General features: G+C 46.4%; 18 protein-coding genes. 4 read left to right on the top strand and 14 right to left on the bottom strand.

Annotation, left to right across the window (positions count from 1 at the left end; genetic code table 11):
- Positions 1-13: 13 nt before the first annotated feature.
- The 6 genes from acnD to RH88_RS12345 form a co-directional block, all read right to left on the bottom strand.
- The gene (acnD, locus tag RH88_RS12370; RefSeq protein ID WP_005596426.1) at positions 14-2617 is read right to left on the bottom strand and encodes a Fe/S-dependent 2-methylisocitrate dehydratase AcnD; all 2604 of its coding nucleotides are present in this window, start codon (positions 2615-2617) and stop codon (positions 14-16) included.
- Positions 2618-2709: 92 nt separating this feature from the next.
- Positions 2710-3852 carry a bifunctional 2-methylcitrate synthase/citrate synthase gene (prpC, locus tag RH88_RS12365; RefSeq protein WP_005596424.1) on the bottom strand — a complete coding sequence of 381 codons (1143 nt, stop codon included), beginning with the start codon at positions 3850-3852 and terminating at the stop codon, positions 2710-2712.
- Positions 3853-4020: 168 nt separating this feature from the next.
- Positions 4021-4938 carry a methylisocitrate lyase gene (gene prpB, locus RH88_RS12360; protein WP_005596423.1) on the bottom strand — a complete coding sequence of 306 codons (918 nt, stop codon included), beginning with the start codon at positions 4936-4938 and terminating at the stop codon, positions 4021-4023.
- 39 nt (positions 4939-4977) lie between these two features.
- Positions 4978-5703 (bottom strand): GntR family transcriptional regulator, encoded by a 726-nt coding sequence (locus tag RH88_RS12355; protein ID WP_005596421.1) that lies wholly within the window; start codon positions 5701-5703, stop codon positions 4978-4980.
- 258 nt (positions 5704-5961) lie between these two features.
- Entirely contained in the window at positions 5962-6339 is a 378-nt protein-coding gene (locus RH88_RS12350; protein WP_005596419.1) for a hypothetical protein, read from the bottom strand.
- A 94-nt stretch (positions 6340-6433) separates the two neighbouring features.
- Positions 6434-6739: a monooxygenase gene (locus tag RH88_RS12345; protein ID WP_005596417.1), complete on the bottom strand. Its 306-nt coding sequence runs from the start codon at positions 6737-6739 to the stop codon at positions 6434-6436.
- Between the two features lie 143 nt (positions 6740-6882).
- Here RH88_RS12345 and RH88_RS12340 point away from each other — a divergent pair, with 143 nt between their 5' ends.
- Positions 6883-7773, top strand: coding sequence for a LysR family transcriptional regulator (locus tag RH88_RS12340; protein WP_005596415.1), 891 nt, complete (start codon positions 6883-6885; stop codon positions 7771-7773).
- 80 nt (positions 7774-7853) lie between these two features.
- Here the strand turns inward: RH88_RS12340 and RH88_RS12335 are convergent, their stop codons facing one another.
- From RH88_RS12335 to RH88_RS12305, 7 genes are all read right to left on the bottom strand, one after another.
- Positions 7854-8933: a YjhT family mutarotase gene (locus RH88_RS12335; RefSeq protein WP_005596413.1), complete on the bottom strand. Its 1080-nt coding sequence runs from the start codon at positions 8931-8933 to the stop codon at positions 7854-7856.
- Positions 8934-8936: 3 nt separating this feature from the next.
- Positions 8937-10088 carry an N-acetylneuraminate epimerase gene (locus RH88_RS12330; RefSeq protein WP_005596411.1) on the bottom strand — a complete coding sequence of 384 codons (1152 nt, stop codon included), beginning with the start codon at positions 10086-10088 and terminating at the stop codon, positions 8937-8939.
- A 164-nt stretch (positions 10089-10252) separates the two neighbouring features.
- The gene (locus RH88_RS12325; protein ID WP_038219506.1) at positions 10253-11086 is read right to left on the bottom strand and encodes a MurR/RpiR family transcriptional regulator; all 834 of its coding nucleotides are present in this window, start codon (positions 11084-11086) and stop codon (positions 10253-10255) included.
- A 186-nt stretch (positions 11087-11272) separates the two neighbouring features.
- Positions 11273-12169, bottom strand: a complete 897-nt coding sequence (locus RH88_RS12320; protein ID WP_005596408.1) for a dihydrodipicolinate synthase family protein — start codon at positions 12167-12169, stop codon at positions 11273-11275.
- Between the two features lie 63 nt (positions 12170-12232).
- Entirely contained in the window at positions 12233-13516 is a 1284-nt protein-coding gene (locus RH88_RS12315) for a TRAP transporter large permease (RefSeq protein ID WP_005596406.1), read from the bottom strand.
- 6 nt (positions 13517-13522) lie between these two features.
- Entirely contained in the window at positions 13523-14044 is a 522-nt protein-coding gene (locus RH88_RS12310) for a TRAP transporter small permease (RefSeq protein WP_174269650.1), read from the bottom strand.
- Positions 14045-14109: 65 nt separating this feature from the next.
- Complete coding sequence (locus RH88_RS12305) at positions 14110-15075, bottom strand: sialic acid TRAP transporter substrate-binding protein SiaP (RefSeq protein ID WP_005596402.1); 966 nt, start codon at positions 15073-15075, stop codon at positions 14110-14112.
- A gap of 292 nt (positions 15076-15367) precedes the next feature.
- Here RH88_RS12305 and RH88_RS12300 point away from each other — a divergent pair, with 292 nt between their 5' ends.
- The 3 genes from RH88_RS12300 to nagA are packed head-to-tail and all read left to right on the top strand — an operon-like array spanning position 15368 to position 18068.
- Positions 15368-16051, top strand: a complete 684-nt coding sequence (locus RH88_RS12300; protein ID WP_406853491.1) for a putative N-acetylmannosamine-6-phosphate 2-epimerase — start codon at positions 15368-15370, stop codon at positions 16049-16051.
- Positions 16051-16932 carry an N-acetylmannosamine kinase gene (locus RH88_RS12295; protein WP_005596398.1) on the top strand — a complete coding sequence of 294 codons (882 nt, stop codon included), beginning with the start codon at positions 16051-16053 and terminating at the stop codon, positions 16930-16932. The genes RH88_RS12300 and RH88_RS12295 overlap by 1 nt, the downstream gene beginning before the upstream one ends.
- 2 nt (positions 16933-16934) lie before the next feature.
- Positions 16935-18068 carry an N-acetylglucosamine-6-phosphate deacetylase gene (gene nagA / locus RH88_RS12290; protein ID WP_005596396.1) on the top strand — a complete coding sequence of 378 codons (1134 nt, stop codon included), beginning with the start codon at positions 16935-16937 and terminating at the stop codon, positions 18066-18068.
- A gap of 148 nt (positions 18069-18216) precedes the next feature.
- Here nagA and RH88_RS12285 read toward each other — a convergent pair whose 3' ends face one another.
- Complete coding sequence (locus RH88_RS12285; RefSeq protein ID WP_081467378.1) at positions 18217-20109, bottom strand: methyl-accepting chemotaxis protein; 1893 nt, start codon at positions 20107-20109, stop codon at positions 18217-18219.
- Positions 20110-20202: the final 93 nt, after the last annotated feature.

Below are 20202 nucleotides of genomic sequence, written 5' to 3'. Positions count from 1 at the left end.
GATCTTCTCTCCCTCACTCAGCCAAAAAATCTTGAGCAAAGCGCTGTAACACGCCACCCGCTTGATAAACATGCACTTCATCAGCGGTATCTAAGCGACACGTCACGGCGACATCGAGCTTTTCGCCATTGGTTCGAGTGATCACTAAAGCCAAATCGACACCAGCGGCAATCTCACCGACTACGTCGTAAAGCTCTGAGCCATCCAATGCTAAAGTGTAGCGATTCGTTCCCGCTTTAAACTGCAATGGCAGCACTCCCATCCCCACAAGGTTGGTGCGGTGAATGCGCTCAAAGCCTTCAGCCACAATCACCTCAACCCCAGCCAAGCGCACCCCTTTCGCCGCCCAATCGCGTGATGAACCTTGACCATAATCAGCACCGGCAATCACAATCAAAGGCTGCTTGCGCTGCATATAGGTTTCAATCGCTTCCCACATGCGCATCACTTGGCCTTCCGGTTCCACGCGAGCTAGTGAGCCTTGTACCACTTCGCCATTGTCCTTAACCATTTCATTGAACAGCTTTGGATTGGCAAATGTCGCGCGTTGCGCAGTGAGGTGATCACCACGGTGCGTGGCATAAGAGTTAAAATCTTCTTCCGGTAGTCCCATTTGGGCTAAGTACTCCCCCGCAGCGCTCGTCGGTAAGATCGCATTGGAGGGTGAAAGGTGATCAGTGGTGATGTTGTCGCCTAATATCGCCAAAGGCCTCATCGCCGATAATGTTCGCTCTCCAGCAAGCGCACCTTGCCAATAGGGAGGGCGACGAATATACGTGCTCATTTCACGCCAGTCATAGAGCGGCTTTGTCGTTTGCCGATCATCATCGAGTTTGAACATCTGAATATAGACTTGCTTAAACTGCTCAGGCTTGACGCTGGTCTTCACTACCGCATCAATCTCTTCATCGCTTGGCCATAAATCACTAAGATAAATCGGTTCACCTTGGCTATTGATGCCTAACGCATCGCGCTCAATATCAAAACGCATCGTGCCTGCCAATGCATAAGCGACGACTAACGGTGGCGAAGCGAGAAAAGCTTGTTTGGCATAAGGATGAATACGACCATCGAAATTGCGGTTGCCCGACAAAACAGCGGTGGTGTACAGATCGCGCTCAATAATCTCTTGCTGAATCGCCGGATCTAAAGCGCCACTCATACCATTGCAAGTGGTACAAGCATAACCAACAATGCCAAAACCCAATTGCTCAAGCTCAGTGAGTAAGCCCGCCTCCTCTAAATAGAGCTTGGCGACTTTCGATCCCGGCGCGAAGGAGGTTTTGACCCACGGCTTACGGGTTAACCCTAATTGATTGGCCTTTTTAGCCACCAATGCAGCGGCCACTACATTGCGCGGGTTACTGGTGTTAGTGCAGGAGGTAATGGCGGCAATGATCACCGCACCATCTGGTAGGTTTTGATTTGCGCTAAACGTGTCAGCATTGCGTCTTTCGGCATCAGCAATACCTCGAGCAGTAAGCTCTGACGTTGGTAGACGAGAATGCGGATTCGAAGGCCCGGCCATATTGCGTGTTACACAGGAAAGATCAAACTCCAACACGCGCTCATACACCGCAGTTTGCAGATCATCAGCCCACAATCCTGTCTTTTTAGCGTAGTTTTCTACCAACTTTACCTGTTCTTCGTCGCGACCAGTCAGTTTTAGATAGTTAATGGTTTGCTCATCAATGTAGAACATGCCGGCGGTGGCACCGTATTCTGGCGTCATATTGGAAATCGTTGCGCGATCGCCAATGGTTAGCGCTCGCGCGCCTTCGCCAAAAAACTCCAAATAGCACGATACAACGCGCTCATTACGCAAAAACTCGGTCATTGCCAACACAATATCGGTGGCGGTAATACCTGCTTGACGCTGCCCTGTAATGTTCACGCCAACAATATCCGGCAAGCGCATCATTGATGGTCGGCCCAACATTACAGTTTCTGCTTCAAGGCCACCCACACCAATCGCAATCACACCTAGCGCATCCACATGTGGTGTATGGCTGTCGGTCCCGACACAGGTATCAGGGTAAGCAACCCCTTGTTTAACTTGCACCACTGGCGACATCTTCTCGAGATTGATCTGGTGCATGATGCCGTTACCCGCCGGGATCACACTGACGTTTTCAAACGCCGTTTTACACCACTCAATAAAATCAAAGCGATCTTGATTACGACGATCTTCTATCGCACGATTTTTATCAAACGCCTCACGATCAAAGCCAGCATGCTCAACCGCCAACGAGTGATCAACGATCAACTGGGTTTCCACCACCGGATTCACCTTAGCCGGATCACCACCTTGCTCGGCAATCGCATCGCGTAGACCTGCCAGATCAACCAAAGCCGTTTGGCCGAGAATGTCATGGCACACCACCCGTGCTGGATACCATGGAAAATCCAAATCACGCTTACGCTCAATCAGTTGTTTTAAGCTCGCTTCGAGCGCAGCAGGATCGCAGCGGCGCACTAACTGCTCAGCGAAAACACGAGAAGTGTAAGGCAGCGATTGATACGTATTTTCAGCGATGGCATCGACCGCTTCTCGCGCATCAAAATAATCTAACTCTGTTCCTATCAGCGGCTTACGATATTGGCTGTTTATGCTCATAACCGAGTTCCTATTTGATTCTCTTTGGCCTTAATCACCGCCTGCTAACATCGACGTTAGCAGGCCATCCTCTGTATTTATTGCGCTGAAATTTATCGCTCCGCGATGGGTACCCAAGCTTGATAATCAGGGCCGGTGTAGTCGGCGCTAGGACGGATAATGCGGTTATTCTCGCGCTGCTCATAAATGTGTGCTGCCCAACCAGTTAAACGGCTCATCACAAAGATAGGGGTAAATAATTTGGTCGGAATATCCATAAAGTGATACGCCGAGGCATGGAAGAAATCGGCGTTACAGAACAGGTCTTTTTCTCGCTTCATCACCGCTTCTACTCGTTCTGATACGGCGTACAAATGGGTATCACCGACTGCGCGTGATAACTCTTTAGCCCAACGTTTAATCAGCGCATTGCGCGGATCGCATTCTCGATAAATGGCATGACCAAACCCCATGATCTTGTCTTTGTTTGCCAACATTCGTAGGATGTTTTTTTCAGCTTCATCTGGGGTTTGCCAGTTTTCGATCATTGCCATCGCCGCTTCATTCGCACCGCCATGCAAAGGCCCACGCAAGGTGCCGATGGCTGCCGTCACGCATGAATGAATATCGGATAGGGTTGAAGCACAAACGCGAGCCGCAAAGGTTGAGGCGTTAAATTCATGCTCGGAATATAAAATCAGCGAGCAATGCATTACCTGTTTTTGCATCGCACTCGGCGCTTTATCGGTGAGCATTTGTAAAAAATAGCCGCCAAGCGAGTCTTGGCTTTGATCTTCAGTATCGATTCGCACCCCATCGTGACTAAAGCGATACCAGTAGCAAATAATCGCTGGGAAAAGCGCCAACATGCGCTCTGTAGCGGGTAATTGCTGCGAAAAGTCCATTTCTTGCTCTAAATTACCCAGTATAGAGCAACCTGTTCGCATCACATCCATCGGATGAGCATCCGCAGGAATCAGCTCTAACGCATGCTTAAGCTGCAATGGTAATCCCCGCAGCGCAATCAAATGGGTTTTGTAGTTATCCAGCTCTTGTTGATTAGGTAGATGACCGCGCAGTAGCAAATGCGCCACTTCTTCAAACTGAGCATGATTCGCCAGATCGGTAATATCATAACCACGATAAGTCAGGCCCGTGCCCGATTTACCCACCGTACATAATGAAGTGCTTCCTGCGCTTTGACCACGCAGACCCGCACCACTTCCAGTTGCATCGATTGCTTGTGTAGAAGGCATGTTGAACTCCTTTTCTGTCTGGCGAGTTATCCTCTATTGGGATGCTTTATCGTCACCAGACGGTTTCACGTTATTGGTTATTTGCTGACTTATTTGTTGAATTGTTATTTGTTGAGTAACTATTTATTAGCCTGATTTTTATTGGGACAGACGGTATTAAGTAAGTGGTTACTTCGCCTCTGATACAACCTCATTTTCTAACGAAAACAGACTGTCGATCTTATCCTCATAGGCGTGATAATCGAGGTGGGCGTAGAGCTCTTTACGCGTTTGCATCGAGCCCAATAGCGCTTCTTGATTGCCCACTTCAAACAGGTGGCTGTAAACCATTTCCGCCGCCTTGTTCATGGCACGGAATGCACTTAACGGGTAGAGCACCATATCCACCTTGGCTTCCGCTAGTTCTTCACCGCCATATAGTGGGGTTTGGCCAAACTCGGTAATGTTGGCCAAGATCGGCACATGCTTACCGCACGCTTTAACAAGCGCATTAGAAAACTGCACATACTGACCCAGCTCATTGACCGCCTCAGGGAAAATCATGTCAGCGCCTGCCTCAACGTAGGCTATCGCTCGTTGAATCGCACTTTCCATTCCCTCTACAGCCAACGCATCAGTGCGCGCCATAATGACGAAACTGGCATCACTACGTGCATCGACAGCCGCTTTAATGCGATCGACCATTTCTTGCTGACTGACAATCGCTTTGTTGGGGCGATGACCACAACGCTTCTGCGCGACTTGATCTTCCATGTGCACCGCAGCAACACCGGCTTTTTCCATCGCTTTAATAGTACGGGCAATATTGAACGCACCACCAAAGCCAGTATCGATATCGACTAGTAACGGTAAATCACAGGCATTGGTGATACGTTCAACGTCCACCAACACATCGTTTAAGGTGGTAATACCGAGATCAGGCAAACCATATGAGGCATTGGCAATGCCGCCACCAGAAAGATAGATCGCTTGGTGGCCGATATTTTTCGCCATCATGGCGCAATAGGGATTGATGGTGCCGACAATTTGTAAAGGATGGTTATTTTCTACTGCGAGTCGAAACTTCGCACCGGGGGATAAGTTCATGGTGATATCCTTATTTGGCCTATGCTGGCAAATGACAGCTTAGCGATTTTCAGCAAGAGAAATTTGTTGTTCGATTAGTTTTCGACTGCCGGAGATATGACGACGCATCAGCATTTCGGCCAGCTCTTCATCGCGATCTCGGATCGCCTGCAAAATGAATTTGTGTTCATTAAGGGCCTCTTTCGGTCGGGATTGTGAACGTGGAGATTGGAAGCGATACATACGCAGTTGGTGATAAAGCTCGTTACACAACAAACCAATCAGTTTTTGATTGCGGCTGGCTTTAATAATGCGGTAATGAAAATCAAAGTCGCCGTGTTGATGAAAGTAAGAGGCTCCTTCTACTTCATCAATATGATTAGAATGCTTCGTTAACAGCAACTCCAAAGCCAAAATCTCCTCTTGCTGAATATGGCGCGCCGCTAGACGTGCTGCCATGCCCTCTAATGCTTCGCGCACAGCGTAAAGCTCAACCAGTTTCTCTGGGCTTAAAGTAATCACTCGCGCCCCTATATGGGCGGCACGCTCAATCAACCCCAGCCCTTCAAGACGCATAATTGCTTCACGCAACGGCCCACGGCTGACTTGATAATGTTTGGCCAGTTCAGGCTCTGAGATCTTGCTACCTGCGGGAATTTGGCCACTGACAATCGCTTCCACCAATGACGTAACCAGAGATTCCGTCAACGTCGCTGACTTAGCACTCTCTTTATCATTCGAGCCGTTGTTGCCAATCGCAACCGTACTTTTCAGTTCTTGATTCATATCAATGCCCAGCGTTCAATCGAATAATGGGACACTTAGCTGCGCAGCGCATTAGCAAAATAAAGTGTCAACAATTTATTAACTTCAATTCAAAATAGACTAGTCATTCGCTATTAATCAAGAAGATTGTCGACAATTTAGACTAAGGTATAACCTCGTTGTCACTGGGGAATAAAACAAAAAAGCCCTACTGACATAGCATCAGTAGGGCTGGAACAGAGCTTAGCGCGCTAGATTGAGCAAGCAGTTAACGATAAATTAGCCACGACTCTTTTGGTACTGTAGGAATGTCACCACACTCAACACCGCAAAGAAGATCGGGTCACTCCAACCAAGGCCAACAAAGATACCAGTGAAGCCAGCGTAAGCGGTGATCACGGCGCCGAGAATGTTGGTTATCAATAGCGCTTTGATAAGCTGTTGCATCGCTTGGACAGAATCAATATTACGCATCATCAAACTGATCGCGGCAATACCGCCAAGAAATATCGACGTATGTTGAGAAAGAAAATACGCATATTGATCATTAATCTCAACGCCATACACTGGCCACATAAGGCTAGGAATGAAAAACAGCGCGAAAGCAAACGTGGTGTAAATAGCACCGTGGAGAGTTAGAAAAGTTTTATTGTTCATCTTAATATTTCTTTTGAGTTGCTGACAGCAAACGCATCAATAGTTTCTTTTGTCAGCAACAATATGATTTACAGTGTGAATTGAGCGGGATTCATTAAGCTAACGGCGCGCGATTTATCTCGCTAAGCGGTTGATTAATATCGAAGATAATACCTCTAATATTACTAATGCCCATTTGTTGCAAACGGGCAGAATGCATCTCTAAGTAGCGCTGAGCTGAGGCTTGATTTTCAAACAAATAGATCCCCCCACCCAGTTGATCTTTTTCGCTTTGCGTCCAGATCTTCCAAATCAGGCCCGGCTCTTGATTAATTGACTGAGCTAAGCCTGTCATCGCCTGCACCATCTCTTCACCAAATGGGCCTTGAAAATCAAAATCAACTTGCAGTAATTTCGCCATCGCTACTCATCCTATCTTTTTAAATATTATATCGCTCTAAGCCACAACAAATGGCTCACGTATTTTGATGTGATGATTATTACCTTTATAAAACCGACAAAAAAGTTCATAATCTTGCCATTAACTGTCGAAAAAACTGACCAATGAGACTTAAAACGACCTTAGAGCAATGGCAAACGCTGCATCAAATCGACCAAGCTGGCAGTATTCAAGCCGCAGCAATTACGCTGAATAAAAGCCATACCACCTTGATTTATGCCGTTAGAAAGCTGGAAGAACAGTTAGGTATAGAGCTCGTAGCAGTACAAGGCCGTCGCGCAGTGTTAACCGAACATGGTAAAACGCTACTGCGTCGTGCTCACTCAATGCTTGAGCAGGCTCGTGAGTTAGAAATGATCAGCCAACAACTCAGTAGTGGTATAGAGTCGCAAATTACTATTGCTATCGATCACTTATGTGACCCAAGCTGGCTCTATCAACCGATGCAGCAGTTTTTAGCCACCAATAGCACCACCTCAATACAGGTCGTAGAGACCTCGCTGAGTAAAACCACCGAAATGGTGGTAACAGAACGAGCCGATATTGCCATTATCAATTTGCCGATCACCAACTACCCAGCCGAAGCTTTTGGTATCACCACCATGGTTCCGGTCATTGCAAGCCATCATCCGCTAGCGAGCAAAGCCTCACTCTGCTTGGCTGATTTGGACACGACGTGTCAAATCGTAGTGCGTGATTTGGGTGATCGTTCAGCGAATAAACGCGATGTGGGTTGGCTTAAATCGCGCCAACGTATCACGGTCGATAATTTTGACCACGCCTTTCGCGCCGTGGAACAAGGTGTCGGCTTTTGTCGCCTACCATTGCATGTGGTTGAGCAACGCCGCAGCGATAAAATCACAGTAATAAATTTAGAGCAGTCGGAGCGCTATCAAGTAGCACTGCACATCACCCTACCCAAAGGGGCCAAAACCGGTCCAGCCGCGACAGCCTTCTACCAGCAGTTGTTGCAACAAACACCATCGAGAACCTAGATTTACTTGCGCTAAAAACGCAGCATAAAAAAAGAGAGCAAAAATGCTCTCTTTGATAAACAAATGACTCAGTTAGACAATTACGATACTAAGTAACACTCTGTCATTGCCTCACCTTGCGCAGATTCACCACCGACAATCACCATGCCTTGTTTGGTCGTCATTGCGACACCATAAGCACAGCCTTGCGGTAAATCAGCAACGTGTTGCCATTGTGCGCCATCGAAGCACCAAACCTTACTATCGAAGGTTTTGCTGAGTCCTTGATGACTATACCACTGCCCTTGCTGGTATTTGTGTTGGCTACCAATGAAAAATGCTCCACCGACCACTAACCATTGACCATTCAGTTCGCCACAGTACGCCCCAGCCAACCCTTCATGACTTGGGTGCAGATCATGAATCGATGGTAGGTACATCGACTCCACCACCTTGCCATCTTTAAACTGCAGTTGCTTACTGTGTAAGCTGCGCAGACCCGGCTTCACTTCCCCTTCAACTAAGGTTAAACGATCACCATCGCGGAAGACGCCTGCACCGCAGTTCGCTTGGAAAGGATTGTTCGCAATCACATGCCACTGCTGGGTACTCAGTTGATAACCATAAACTTTGTCGTTCCATTGATAGTCATCGATCGATTGGGACATAAACTGCACTAAACACGCTTGTTTCGCATCGGCATCATTAGCGATTAACGGCTCGTTAAGCTGTGCCATTAGGCCATCGAAAACCGATTTGTTATAGCCGCCAACAAAAGCCAAGTGATCACTATCGAGTGCAAAACCTACACCGCCGAGCAATCCAACCGGAGTCGTCACTGCCACTTGCTGCCAACTGTCTTGTTGGCAATCGTAGTAATAACCATCATCCAGAACAGTCGTGTAATGGCCACCCTCTGCGACGCCGGCACCAGAGAAAACAAAACAACCGCTCTCTACTGGAATGCACACGGCGTCATTACGCGCCACACCGGGAAACGGCGCTTTTGCTTGCCAATCCGAGCCACCATCCATATCAAACGATAGCCACTGCTGCCCTAAGCTACCAAGCCCTGCATAAATAACCTCGGTGCTATTATCAGAGCTTGCGATGTGGCTAAATCCCACGCCGTTTTTCAATCCAGCAGGCAACGCCGCTAACTGTGTGAACTGAATCTTCATTGATTAATCCTGTTGTTCTACATGCTGACCATTCCAAGTTAACTTAGTAACCTTGGTACTGGCCGAACTATCTGGTTTCTCACCGCCAACCAGCAACACGCCATCGTTCACGGTAAAGGACAAGCCATAGGCAAGCGGTTCTGTCAGATTTTTATCTTGCTTCCATGCTCCTTGATTAAACACGTAGGTTTCGGCATTAAAGGCTTTCGCTAGGCCGTTATGAGCAAACATATTACCCTTATCAAAAGCTAATTTAGCACCGTGGAAATTAGCGCCACCCGCCACCAGCACAACACCATTACTGGTGCCAGCAAAGGCCCCCGCGACCCCTTCTTGTTGTAACTGAGACTCTGGAGTCGGTAGTGGATGCTCACTTATCCATGGCTGGCTTTCACCAAATTGATACGATTTTACTTCTGCTGTACGCAGCCCAGGTTTAATTTCTCCGCTAATGATCAACGCATTTTGATCTTCGACCACTAAGGCTGCCCCACAGTTTGGCAAATATGGCGAAGAACCAAGATCCTGCCACTGATTCGAACTTGGGTTGTAACTCAGTACTTGTCGATTCCATTGATAATCAACCGGCTTCATGCCCATAAAGTCGTCGACGATCTTCTGCCATTGTTCTGGCGTGGCCTTTTTATCGGTAGTGATAACATCGTGCAGGTATTGATCAAACAATCTCTTGTTGTAACCACCAAAGAAAACGATTTGTTGATTGTCTGGTGAGTAGGACGCAGCGCCGAGCAGCCCAACTGGCGCCTTAGTATTCACTTGCGACCACGTATTAGCATCGGTATCAAATCGATAAACCGTTTCAAAAATAATCGGTGACGCAGCCTTGCTGTCTGCTTTACCTGAACCACCAAAAATATAGATATCATCGTTAATCACGCTTGCGGTCGCACCATCACGTGCAGGGCCAGAAAAGTCCGCTTGTGGCTGCCAGCCTTTATCCAGCTGCTGCAGATCAAGCATATAAAATTGTTTGCCCATTGAACCAAGCCCAACATAGATCTTTGAATCTATTTGCGCACCAACACCATTTTTCACGCCGTTGGGTAAATCAGGCCAAGTTTGATTGGCATAAGAAGCCGCAGAGAAAGCAGCAAGCAAAGGTAGTGTGAGTAGTACAGGGGTTAATGGTTTCATGTTATTGATTTCCTTATTATGAGCTGATTGCCCTCTCGATCATGTCAAGCTCGGCACTCGCATTAACAAAAATATTTTCCACAACCACGCGTTAAGAAGAATTTTTTCTCCATTAAAAAAGCAAAATAAAGCCCACTCTTTGGCAGGCTAAAATAATTTGACGGTTACTTGAGTAACGGTACAACCACTTCCGCGGTTTCAAGTACCGATTCAGAATACTCTGGGTGCTCTTCTAACAAGCTATTGACCAGCACATCCACCAGTAGTAATGCACCCACTTTCGAGGCAAATGCACCACCCGTTAGTGGGCCTTCAGGTCTTGCTGCCACCAACATCTCTGAGCAAATCGCACTTAGAGGGCTATGGCTGATATTCGTCAACGCCACCACTGGCACATTACGCGTATGAGCTTGTGTTGCCGCGTGAATCACTTCTCGCGTCGAGCCTGAGCTTGATACGGCAAACCACAAATCCCCCGATTGGCTTCTTACCGCATTCATCGCTGCTAAGTGCGTATCTTCATACATGGTCACTTTCTTGCCGATTCGTAATAAACGGAACGCAAGATAACGGCCCACAATGCTCGAAGCGCCAACGCCGACACAACTAATAAAGCTCGCGTTATGCACCAAATCACAAATACGTTTAAGCGCTTTGCGATCAATCAATTGTGCAGTATCAAGCAAACTCGCTGATGCACTTTGTGCTGACACTTCACAAATATCACCATCAGACTCTTGTGGCTGACGCTCTTGGCTTTGCGATAAACCCACCGCCAATGCCATACGAAAATCAGAATAGCCTTTGTAGCCCATATCTCGACACAAGCGCACAACGGTAGCTTCACTTGTTTCAGTATTACGTGCCAAGTCAGTGATCGTTTGGTATTGAACGTCATTGGCATTTTCTAGGATATAGTCCGCAACTTGACGTAATTTCTTACTTAGCGGCTCTATATTTGAACGCAATCGAACCAACAAATTTTTAGGCGTATTCACAGGTGCCTCTTCTATGCTTGTTTTGACCGCTAAAAGTAACAAAGTGATGGTCACTTTGACACATCCACCACGAATTAATTGCTCCGATTTGCTCTAAAAGGCAGCATGCAAGTCGATTTTTCTTACATGCTGCGACGCAGTTAGAGATTTACTCGGCTATTCGCGTAACAATATGTGTTGTATGCCTTACAGGTTCATGAAACCCGCATCGCGCATTTTCGCCAAAACGTCGGCTTTTTGCGCGTCTGTCAATGAGCGGATTGGCGTACGTGGGTTACCCGCATCAATGCCATGCAGTTGCATTGCGACTTTACCCGCCGCCACACCGCCGTATTCAACCAAGACACGAATAATCGCGATCACTTTATCCATCAGCGCTGCCACTTTTGCTTGGTCGCCACGGTTAAATGCTTCAATAATTTCTAAGTACAGTGGTGCTGCGTAGTTATATGTACTACCCACAGCGCCTACAGCCCCCACCGCTAAGCCAGCAGGTAAGAACTCATCAACACCAAAAGGAATATCGTATTTACCATTAGCAACGCGAACGCAACGTTGGTATTCGTACAGGTCAACATTGTTGAACTTCGCGCCCGATAGGTTTTCAATGCGCTCGCCACCTTTGATCAAAAACTGCTCTAGATCGAGGTTCACCCCTGACATACCAGAGTGGTAGTAGTAGAAGCCTTTTGACGGCGCGGCCGCTGCGATTTGCGCGCAGTATTCCACCAAATCATCCACTGAACCTGGCTTAAAGAAACAAGGACCAATGGCTGAAGTCGCTAAAATATCCAATGTTTCTGCATGTTCTGTCAGTTCAATCGCATCAGTAATACTCAGTGCACCAGTATGTAAAATCAGATCCAGTTTGCCATCCGCCGCTTTTACCCAGCGCTCAGCAATCGCTTTACGTTCTTCCACTGAACAGTGAATGCCTTCACCGGTAGTGCCACACACGTAAGCACCTTTTACGCCTTGTGCAATCAAGACTTCGGCAATTTGATCAATCGCGCCAAAGTTCACTTTGTTGTTGATATCAAATGGAGTATGCGGAGCAGCAATAAGACCAGTTAGTTTTTTCATTTTTATATCCTAGAGAGTTAGAGCCGGAGCACCCGGCTCATCACCATACAAGTAGATTAATTGTTATTGACCGTAGCCGAGGAAGATCTCAGGTAACAGCAGAGTAAATTGAGGGAATACCGCCACTAGCGCCAACACGATAAACAGCGGCACAAGCAGTGGCATCACACCACGAGTAAGCACGTGGAACGGAATATCACCAACACGCGACACCACATACAACGCCATACCCATCGGTGGAGTTAAGATGCCGATCATCAGGTTCAAGATAGCCATTACACCAAAGTGAACAGGGTCAATACCAACTGAAACCGCCACAGGCACAAGGAATGGAACCAACAGTAGCAACAGTGCAAGTGACTCGATAAACGTACCCAAGAACAACAGCAGTAAGTTGATCAGTAGCAACAGCACTAGCGGGTTGTCACTAATCGTTAAGAAGAATTCAGCCAGCATTTGCGGTAGCTGTTCACGCGCTACAATCCAACCAAATACTGTTACGCCCATCACCATCAGAGCCACAACTGCCGTGTTATTTACCGTCTCTTTCAGGATTTCAATAAAGTTCTCAAGCGTTAGCTGCTTGTAAACCACAGTACCCAAGAATAGAGCGTAAAGAGATGAAACCGCTGCCGCTTCTGTTGGGGTGAATTTGCCTGAAAAGATACCGCCGATAATGATGATTGGCGTCAATAGCGATAGGAACGCTTCTTTGAAAGCAATCAAACGCTCACGACCCGTTGCACGAGGCAATACCATGTAGCCGCGTTTTTTACAGATGTAGTAGCTCATCACCATCAAAGCCGCACAGCACATCAAGCCCGGAATCGCACCTGCTAAGAACAGAGCACCAATTGATGTACCCGAGACCACACCGTAGATAACTAAAGGGATTGAAGGTGGTACGAGTGGGCCGATAATGCATGATGCAGCCGTTAAACCGCCGGCGAAATCATCATCGTATTTCGCATCACGCATCGATTTAATCTCTAGCTGACCTAAGCCGCCAGCATCAGCAAGTGCCGAGCCTGACATACCAGAGAACAGTAAACTCGCCATGATGTTCACGTGACCAAGACTGCCCGTGATATGACCCATCATTGATTTAGCGAAATTAAAAATACGTTCTGTAATCCCAGCACTGTTCATCAGGTGACCGGTGAGAACGAAAAACGGTACAGAAAGTAGCGTAAAGTTATCAACACCAGTGATCATTTGCTGAGCCGCAAAGTTGATACCTGGACTGCCTGTCACCAATAAGAAAATCAGTGCGACAAAAATAAGCGAGAATCCTACTGGCATCCCTGCAAATAGCAGACCTAACCAGCCAAAAATTGAAGTTGCCATGATCGATTACCTCTCAGCCATCTGTGAGTCAGATGCCGCTGCATCATTACTACTGGTAGAAAACTGCTTCGCAATGCCTACCATCTTTTGTACTTGTCTAAACACCATAAACAACCCACCAATCGGCAGAGCATAGGTTTGCCAACTGCTTGATACACCTAGTGTGATTAGCTCAAAAAAGGCAGTGCGCTGTACATGTTGATAGCCGAGATAAACAATGGCGAAAATAGAAAGAAGAACGGCAAATTCCAATGACAACACTAAAGCTAAACGGGTTTTCTCAGGCAACTTATCAGAGAAAAAAGTGATGTTTACATGCGAGCCGCGTTTCAGCGCCATCGCACAACCAATCATGCACATGTACATGAAAAGAACCCTTGCAAGCTCTTCACTCCACAACGAAGGATCGTTCAGTAGCCAACGGCTACCAATCTGCCAAGTCAATACCACTAACAATGCTGCCATGAGCGGCACGGTGATGATTTCTTCAATATTGTCGATTATCTTGCGTAACATTTTGAACTCCACGGCTGGCCAGTCTCGACCAGCCTAGAAATTGACACTTAACTTAAGATCAAACTTGAGTGCGATGCTTACATTGCCGCAAGCTGCTTCACTACCGGTTGACCAACTTGCTCTTCAAACTCGGTGTAGAGAGGCTGCATCGCTTCACGGAATGGTGAAAGCTCTGGGTAAGTCACGGTTACACCTTCCGCTTCAAAGTAAGAAATCAGCTCAGCTTCTTGTTTCTTAACGAAGGCGGTATGTGCTTCACCCGCTTTTGCCACTGCTTTAGTGACAATGTCACGCTGCGCTTCATTCAAGCCTTGCCACGTCGTTTCTGAGATGATCACCATTTGGTCGTTTACGATGTGATTGGTCATTGCAAGGTTGGCCTGAACTTCATAGAACTTCATGGTTTTGATCGCTGGCAATGGGTTTTCTTGACCATCCACCGCGTTGGTTTGTAGTGCTAGATACACTTCAGAGAACGCCATTGGTGTTGGTGATGCGCCTGATAGTTTGGCGAAGTTCAAGTTAGCTTTAGCATTTGGAACGCGCAGCTTCAGACCTTTAAAGTCTTCAATGCTGTTAAGTGGACGGTTAGAAGAGGTTTCGCGTGTGCCGTTGTACCAAGTATCCAATGCGCGCCAGTTAAATTTGGTTAACATTTCACCGCGGATTTCTTGGCCAAAATCTGAATTGAAAATACGTTGTAGATGTGAAAAATCACGCACTACGTAAGGCAACATAACCGCCTCAGCACGCGGGATCCATAGGCCCATACGACCAAACTCAGCGTAAGTGATATCCAAATCACCCATCGAAAGTTGTTGCAGCATCGCACGGTCATCACCGAGTTGTGCGCTTGGGTAAAGTGCCACTTTCATTTCGCCGTTACTAAGCTCTTCAATCGTGTCTGCCAGCATTTTTGCCGACGTATATTCCACTGACCCAACAGAAGGTTGCATACCCATTTTAAGTGTTGTCGCCGCTTGAGCAGAGACAGCACAACCTAAAGCAAGCATAGCGAGAGTAATCTTGTTAATGGCTTTCATAGTGTTCCCTTTTTGTTTTTTTAGCCTCGATTTTTCTAAACCAAGACTTTTATTGACCAAGTTTCACGTATTTGAAAAAAGTTTTTATTTTGTTTGAAAAAAATCTTCGTTATGGATTATTATTGCGATGAAGATTATTTTCAAACCAACTTTTATTGAAATGTGATCGCGGACAAAAATTCGTCAGAGATATGATTCCTACACCCTATTTCGACGAATGTGATGGATTTTCAGTCACTATAAATCCGCTGTGAAATATCTTATTGAGAGGCCAAACGTGAGAACAAAAAATATAAATATCAACCAGTTAAAAGAGCAACTCCAAGGTCAAACTGTCGTTTCGATTCAACCAGTGCCAGATAGCCCATTAGAAAAAACCGAATTCATCGTCGCAATGGCACAAGCGGCAGAACAAGCAGGAGCAAAAGCGCTGCGCATCGAGGGCGTAGCCAATGTGGCTGCCGTTTCGCGTGCAGTTAATCTACCAATTATTGCGATTGTGAAACGTGATTTAACGGACAGTCCTGTACGCATTACCCCTTACCTTTGTGATGTTGCTTCACTGGCTGAAGCAGGTGCGACAATAATCGCTTTTGACGCGACCAATCGTGAACGCCCAGAAAGTCGTGATGTGATTGCTAAAGCGATCCAAGAAAGCGGCTGTTTTGCTATGGCGGACTGCTCAAATTTTGAAGATGGTCTTTGGGCCAACGAAGTTGGGGTTGATATTATTGGCTCTACTTTGTCGGGTTATGTTGGTGGTGAAGAGCCAACCGAACCAGATTTACAATTGGTGAAACAATTTTCCCAAGCGGGATTCTTTACCATGGCCGAAGGTCGTTACAACACCCCAGAACTCGCCGCTCAAGCGATCGCTCATGGCGCTGTAGCGGTAACCGTCGGTTCAGCACTGACTCGTTTAGAAGTGATGATTGATTGGTTTAATTCAGCCACTCAAGCAGCAGGAGAGCGTTAATGTCGACACTGGCGAAAAACACACTGGCAATTGATATCGGCGGCACAAAGATCGCAATTGGTTTGGTACACGGCGATGCCATTGTTGAACGTCGTCAGTTCCCAACTCCAACAGTAAAAGAAGCGAGCCAATTTGCAGTGATGATCCTTGAACAAGCGACAGATTGGCTTGATCGTGCAACGCGAATTGGCATTTCGACCACAGGGCTCGTTACCGAGCAGGGTATCTCGGCCATTAACCCTGAGACCCTCGCCTTCCCTGCGCCTTTTCCATTGTCCGCCGCGCTCGAAAGCCTAACCAACAAACCTGTTGCCATGCTCAATGATGCTCAAGCCGCGGCTTGGTATGAGTATGTCAATCTACCTCAACCTGCGCGTAACATGGCGTTTATTACCGTTTCTACCGGGGTCGGCGGCGGTATCATTATTGATGGTAAATTGCACAGCGGTGCTACTGGCCTTGCAGGTCACGTGGGTCACTTCTCGATTGATCCTAACGGCCCGCAGTGTGGCTGTGGTCAGGTAGGCTGTGTGGAAGCCATCGCGTCAGGTACCGCAATTCAACGTCGTAGTCACGAGGTGTTCCACCCGCCAATCAGCAATGTTGAGTTATTTAAGCTCGCGCCAAATGAACCGCAAGCGGAAGCGATTGTCCAAGCCAGTGCGCAAGCCATTGCCACCTTATGTTGTAACCTTAAAGCAACCCTTGATTTAGATGTTATCGTGTTAGGTGGTGGTGTCGGCCTTGCCAGTGGGTATTTAGCTCGCGTCGTTGAACATATTGCTCAGCGTCCAAACGCATTCCAAGTGCCGATTATTGCCGCTCAAGGTGATTATGACGCCTGCTTGCTCGGCGCTGCTTTCCAATTTAATAAGGACTAATTATGGGAATGAAAGCCATTTCTGCTGCACGTCTTTTTGATGGAACTCATTACCATCACGATGCCGCTCTCATTTGGAATAACGATGTGATTGAAGCGATCCTTCCGATTGCCGAATTACCTAGCGACATTGAGCATCAACATTATGCCAATGCCTTAATTGCACCAGGCTTTATTGATTTACAAGTTAACGGTGGCGGCGATGTGATGTTTAATAGCGACATCAGCGCTAGCGCGATTGATACCATTTGTCGCGCACACCGCAAACATGGCACCGCATACCTATTGCCAACGCTGATCAGCTCTACCCCGCAAGACATTAGCCAAGCATTAACCGCCACCGAACAAGCGATTGAAGCACATGTACCGGGCGTGATTGGCGTGCATCTTGAAGGCCCATGGCTGAGTAAAGAGAAAAAAGGCGCGCATAACGCTGAGTTATTTTACTCCCCTACCATCAACGATCTCGCTGATTTTCCTTGGCCAAAACAGGCCAAAGTATTGGTCACTGCGGCTGTGGAGAACATGAGTGATGAAACACTCGACTGGCTACAGCAACAAGGCGTAACCCTCTCTTGCGGCCATAGCAATGCCACCGCAGCGCAATTAACCCCGCGCAAACTCAGCCGCATCGATGGCTTTACGCACCTTTTCAATGCCATGTCAGCGTTTGAAGGGCGAGAACCCGGTGTCATTGGCACAGCACTCCACACTGACCATGCTTGGTGTTCAATCATTACTGACGGTATTCACGTACACCCAAACAATGTGATGCTGGCGCAAAAGGTAAAACCTGCAGGTAAGCTTTTGATCGTCACCGACGCGATGGCAACACTGGGCAGTGAAACCAACCGTTTTGAACTTGATGGGCAAATTATCGAGGTGATCGATAATAAACTGGTCAACAGCGAAGGCCGCTTAGCGGGTGCACACATCGGCATGGATGAATCAGTCGCCAATGTGATTGCATGGGGCATCGATGAAGCAGAAGCGCTGAGAATGGCCTCAACCTACCCAGCCCAAGCGATGAACCTAACTCAATTAGGCCAGCTAAAACCGGGCTACCGCGCCGCAGCAACCGTACTCTCCAACGATTACCAATCACAGGCCGTATTGGTGGATGGCCAGTTGTTGTAAGCCGAGTTTTGTTTTGGTAAATATGAAGAAGGCGCTCATGATGAGCGCCTTTTTACAAGTGCTGTTCCGTTTGAACGTTGTGCCGTCTTTCTTTTTATTTGTAGAGTAGCTTTACGGAAAATGATGTCTAAATAAAAGGCAAGATGCTTTATTCATTCTTCATTGATGTGCTTTGATTAACTATCGTAAAAAACTCTAGTTCTGAGGTCAGATCTTTGGTGAGTTCAGTGATAGTTTCATTCACAGACTCTACCTGCTGGTTTCCTGAAACGTTGCTAGTTACAATGTCTTGTATACCGCTTAGGTTAGATGAAACCGTATTGGCTAAGTTTAACTGATTGTCTGCGGCAGTTGCGACACTCATATTAATCATCGAGACTTCTTTCACTTTATTACCAATATCTCCAAATAGCGTCGCGAATCGCCCCATTAGCTCTTGAGATTCAGTGACTAACGATACGTTACTCTGCATTATTTCATCGGCATTTTGTGACTGTTTTTGTAGCACAAGTATTTCATCTTGCACCCCTATCGTCGCCTGCTGGGTTTTGGCTGCTAATGATCTCACTTCATCAGCTACAACAGCAAACCCTCGACCGTATTCGCCAGCTCTGGCGGCCTCAATGGCCGCATTTAATGCCAAAAGATTAATCTGATCAGAGATACTGTTAATAACTTCAACAACAGAACTGATTTTTTGAGAATGCAACGTCAGATCTGATATTTTCTGCGATGACTCTGTGATTGCATTAATCATATTGTTCGACATTAATTCAGAATGTTTCAACGTAGCAATAGCATCATCAAGCGCATGAATGGCTGCATTTGTCGCAGCATCGGCTTGTTGCGCACTGATGGCAACTTCAGACGATGTCTCCGATAAGTCTTTCGCGACTCCCGTAAGCTCCGTCACCTTAAACATTTCATTCTCAGCGTTTTGAAGACTGTTAGTAATAGCGTCTGAAATTTGATCTTGATAGCCACTCAAGCTTGTTATTGAGCCGTGGGACGAAGAAACGATAGAGGATATGTTATGGTGCAGTGCAAACAACGCATCAACAATAATATCAAATTCATTGTTGGCTCGTTGTATGCCTTTACTGTCCGAAAAAACACCTTTCGACATATCGAGTATCCAGCTGCTTATCTGGCTGAGATTTCTTAGCTCTCGCTTAACGATAAATGAAACCACGCACATTAAAATTGCCGTTAATACCAGTAACAACGCGATTTGAGTGATTAACTGCGAGCGAGTACTTTTCACTTCGTGATCAAGAGGCGTAATGGCCCATAGATTTTTATCATCCGTCAGTTTATTACGGGTCACGGAAAACCATTCATCATTTGGATTTTGGTATACAAATGGCTTGGCATCAACACTGTTAAAGACAGGCCGCAATTTAAATAAATTCTGCGAAATTGAGGATATATTGCTAGCATCTGTTGCGAACACATCACCTTCATCATTTGTAATTAGAAATTCATCCGCACTATCTGTAATAAATCGACTGGGATCCATATCAAAGAGCAATACACCAATACGTTGATCATTGTAAGAAATTGGCACCGACATCGTAATCACGAAATCACCTGTGGCAATTGATTGATATACGCTCGACATATAAAAATTAGCGGATTTTTGCATCACATCCGTGTACCAAGGCCTATTGAGCAATTTAGGATTTTGTTCTTGGTGAACATCTAGGTTGCCGTAAGAGTTACCATCCACATCTGACACGATAACTTCTTTTAGATCGTATGTTCTCGATAAGTAATGCACGTAATCAAGTAGATTATCTCGTGAACCATTTGGTATCTCATGGAGTTGTAATGCAATGAAAGTTGATACCGTATCCATCAAAGTTCGGTAACTATCTAATGATGAAGTATATTGATTCGTTAACGCGCTAACATTTTCCTTGTTCGCTAACTCTATAAGGTTTTGCCTATCATCTTTCATTTTGAAATATGAAATTGACGAAAATAAAAAGCAACTTAGCAATGCAATGATAAAAAGTGATAGATTTATTTTTCTGATCATGAATAAACCGAATAATGTAATAGAAAACAATGAACATTTACTCAATACGCAAACTGGACATATCGAATAACAATTAACCAAAACCTAGCACTT

Origin of the sequence: Vibrio scophthalmi LMG 19158 (genome assembly GCF_000222585.1) — a bacterium.
GTDB lineage: Bacteria > Pseudomonadota > Gammaproteobacteria > Enterobacterales > Vibrionaceae > Vibrio > Vibrio scophthalmi.
This window is presented reverse-complemented; position numbering and strand designations above follow the sequence as displayed.

Bases quoted from the DNA above. Each gene is read 5' to 3' on its own strand.
- acnD (WP_005596426.1), bottom strand. From the start codon at position 2,617: ATGAGCATAAACAGCCAATATCGTAAGCCGCTGATAGGAACAGAGTTA.
- prpC (WP_005596424.1), bottom strand. From the start codon at position 3,852: ATGCCTTCTACACAAGCAATCGATGCAACTGGAAGTGGTGCGGGTCTG.
- prpB (WP_005596423.1), bottom strand. From the start codon at position 4,938: ATGAACTTATCCCCCGGTGCGAAGTTTCGACTCGCAGTAGAAAATAAC.
- RH88_RS12355 (WP_005596421.1), bottom strand. From the start codon at position 5,703: ATGAATCAAGAACTGAAAAGTACGGTTGCGATTGGCAACAACGGCTCG.
- RH88_RS12350 (WP_005596419.1), bottom strand. From the start codon at position 6,339: ATGAACAATAAAACTTTTCTAACTCTCCACGGTGCTATTTACACCACG.
- RH88_RS12345 (WP_005596417.1), bottom strand. From the start codon at position 6,739: ATGGCGAAATTACTGCAAGTTGATTTTGATTTTCAAGGCCCATTTGGT.
- RH88_RS12340 (WP_005596415.1), top strand. From the start codon at position 6,883: ATGAGACTTAAAACGACCTTAGAGCAATGGCAAACGCTGCATCAAATC.
- RH88_RS12335 (WP_005596413.1), bottom strand. From the start codon at position 8,933: ATGAAGATTCAGTTCACACAGTTAGCGGCGTTGCCTGCTGGATTGAAA.
- RH88_RS12330 (WP_005596411.1), bottom strand. From the start codon at position 10,088: ATGAAACCATTAACCCCTGTACTACTCACACTACCTTTGCTTGCTGCT.
- RH88_RS12320 (WP_005596408.1), bottom strand. From the start codon at position 12,169: ATGAAAAAACTAACTGGTCTTATTGCTGCTCCGCATACTCCATTTGAT.
- RH88_RS12315 (WP_005596406.1), bottom strand. From the start codon at position 13,516: ATGGCAACTTCAATTTTTGGCTGGTTAGGTCTGCTATTTGCAGGGATG.
- RH88_RS12305 (WP_005596402.1), bottom strand. From the start codon at position 15,075: ATGAAAGCCATTAACAAGATTACTCTCGCTATGCTTGCTTTAGGTTGT.
- RH88_RS12295 (WP_005596398.1), top strand. From the start codon at position 16,051: ATGTCGACACTGGCGAAAAACACACTGGCAATTGATATCGGCGGCACA.
- nagA (WP_005596396.1), top strand. From the start codon at position 16,935: ATGGGAATGAAAGCCATTTCTGCTGCACGTCTTTTTGATGGAACTCAT.
- RH88_RS12285 (WP_081467378.1), bottom strand. From the start codon at position 20,109: ATGATCAGAAAAATAAATCTATCACTTTTTATCATTGCATTGCTAAGT.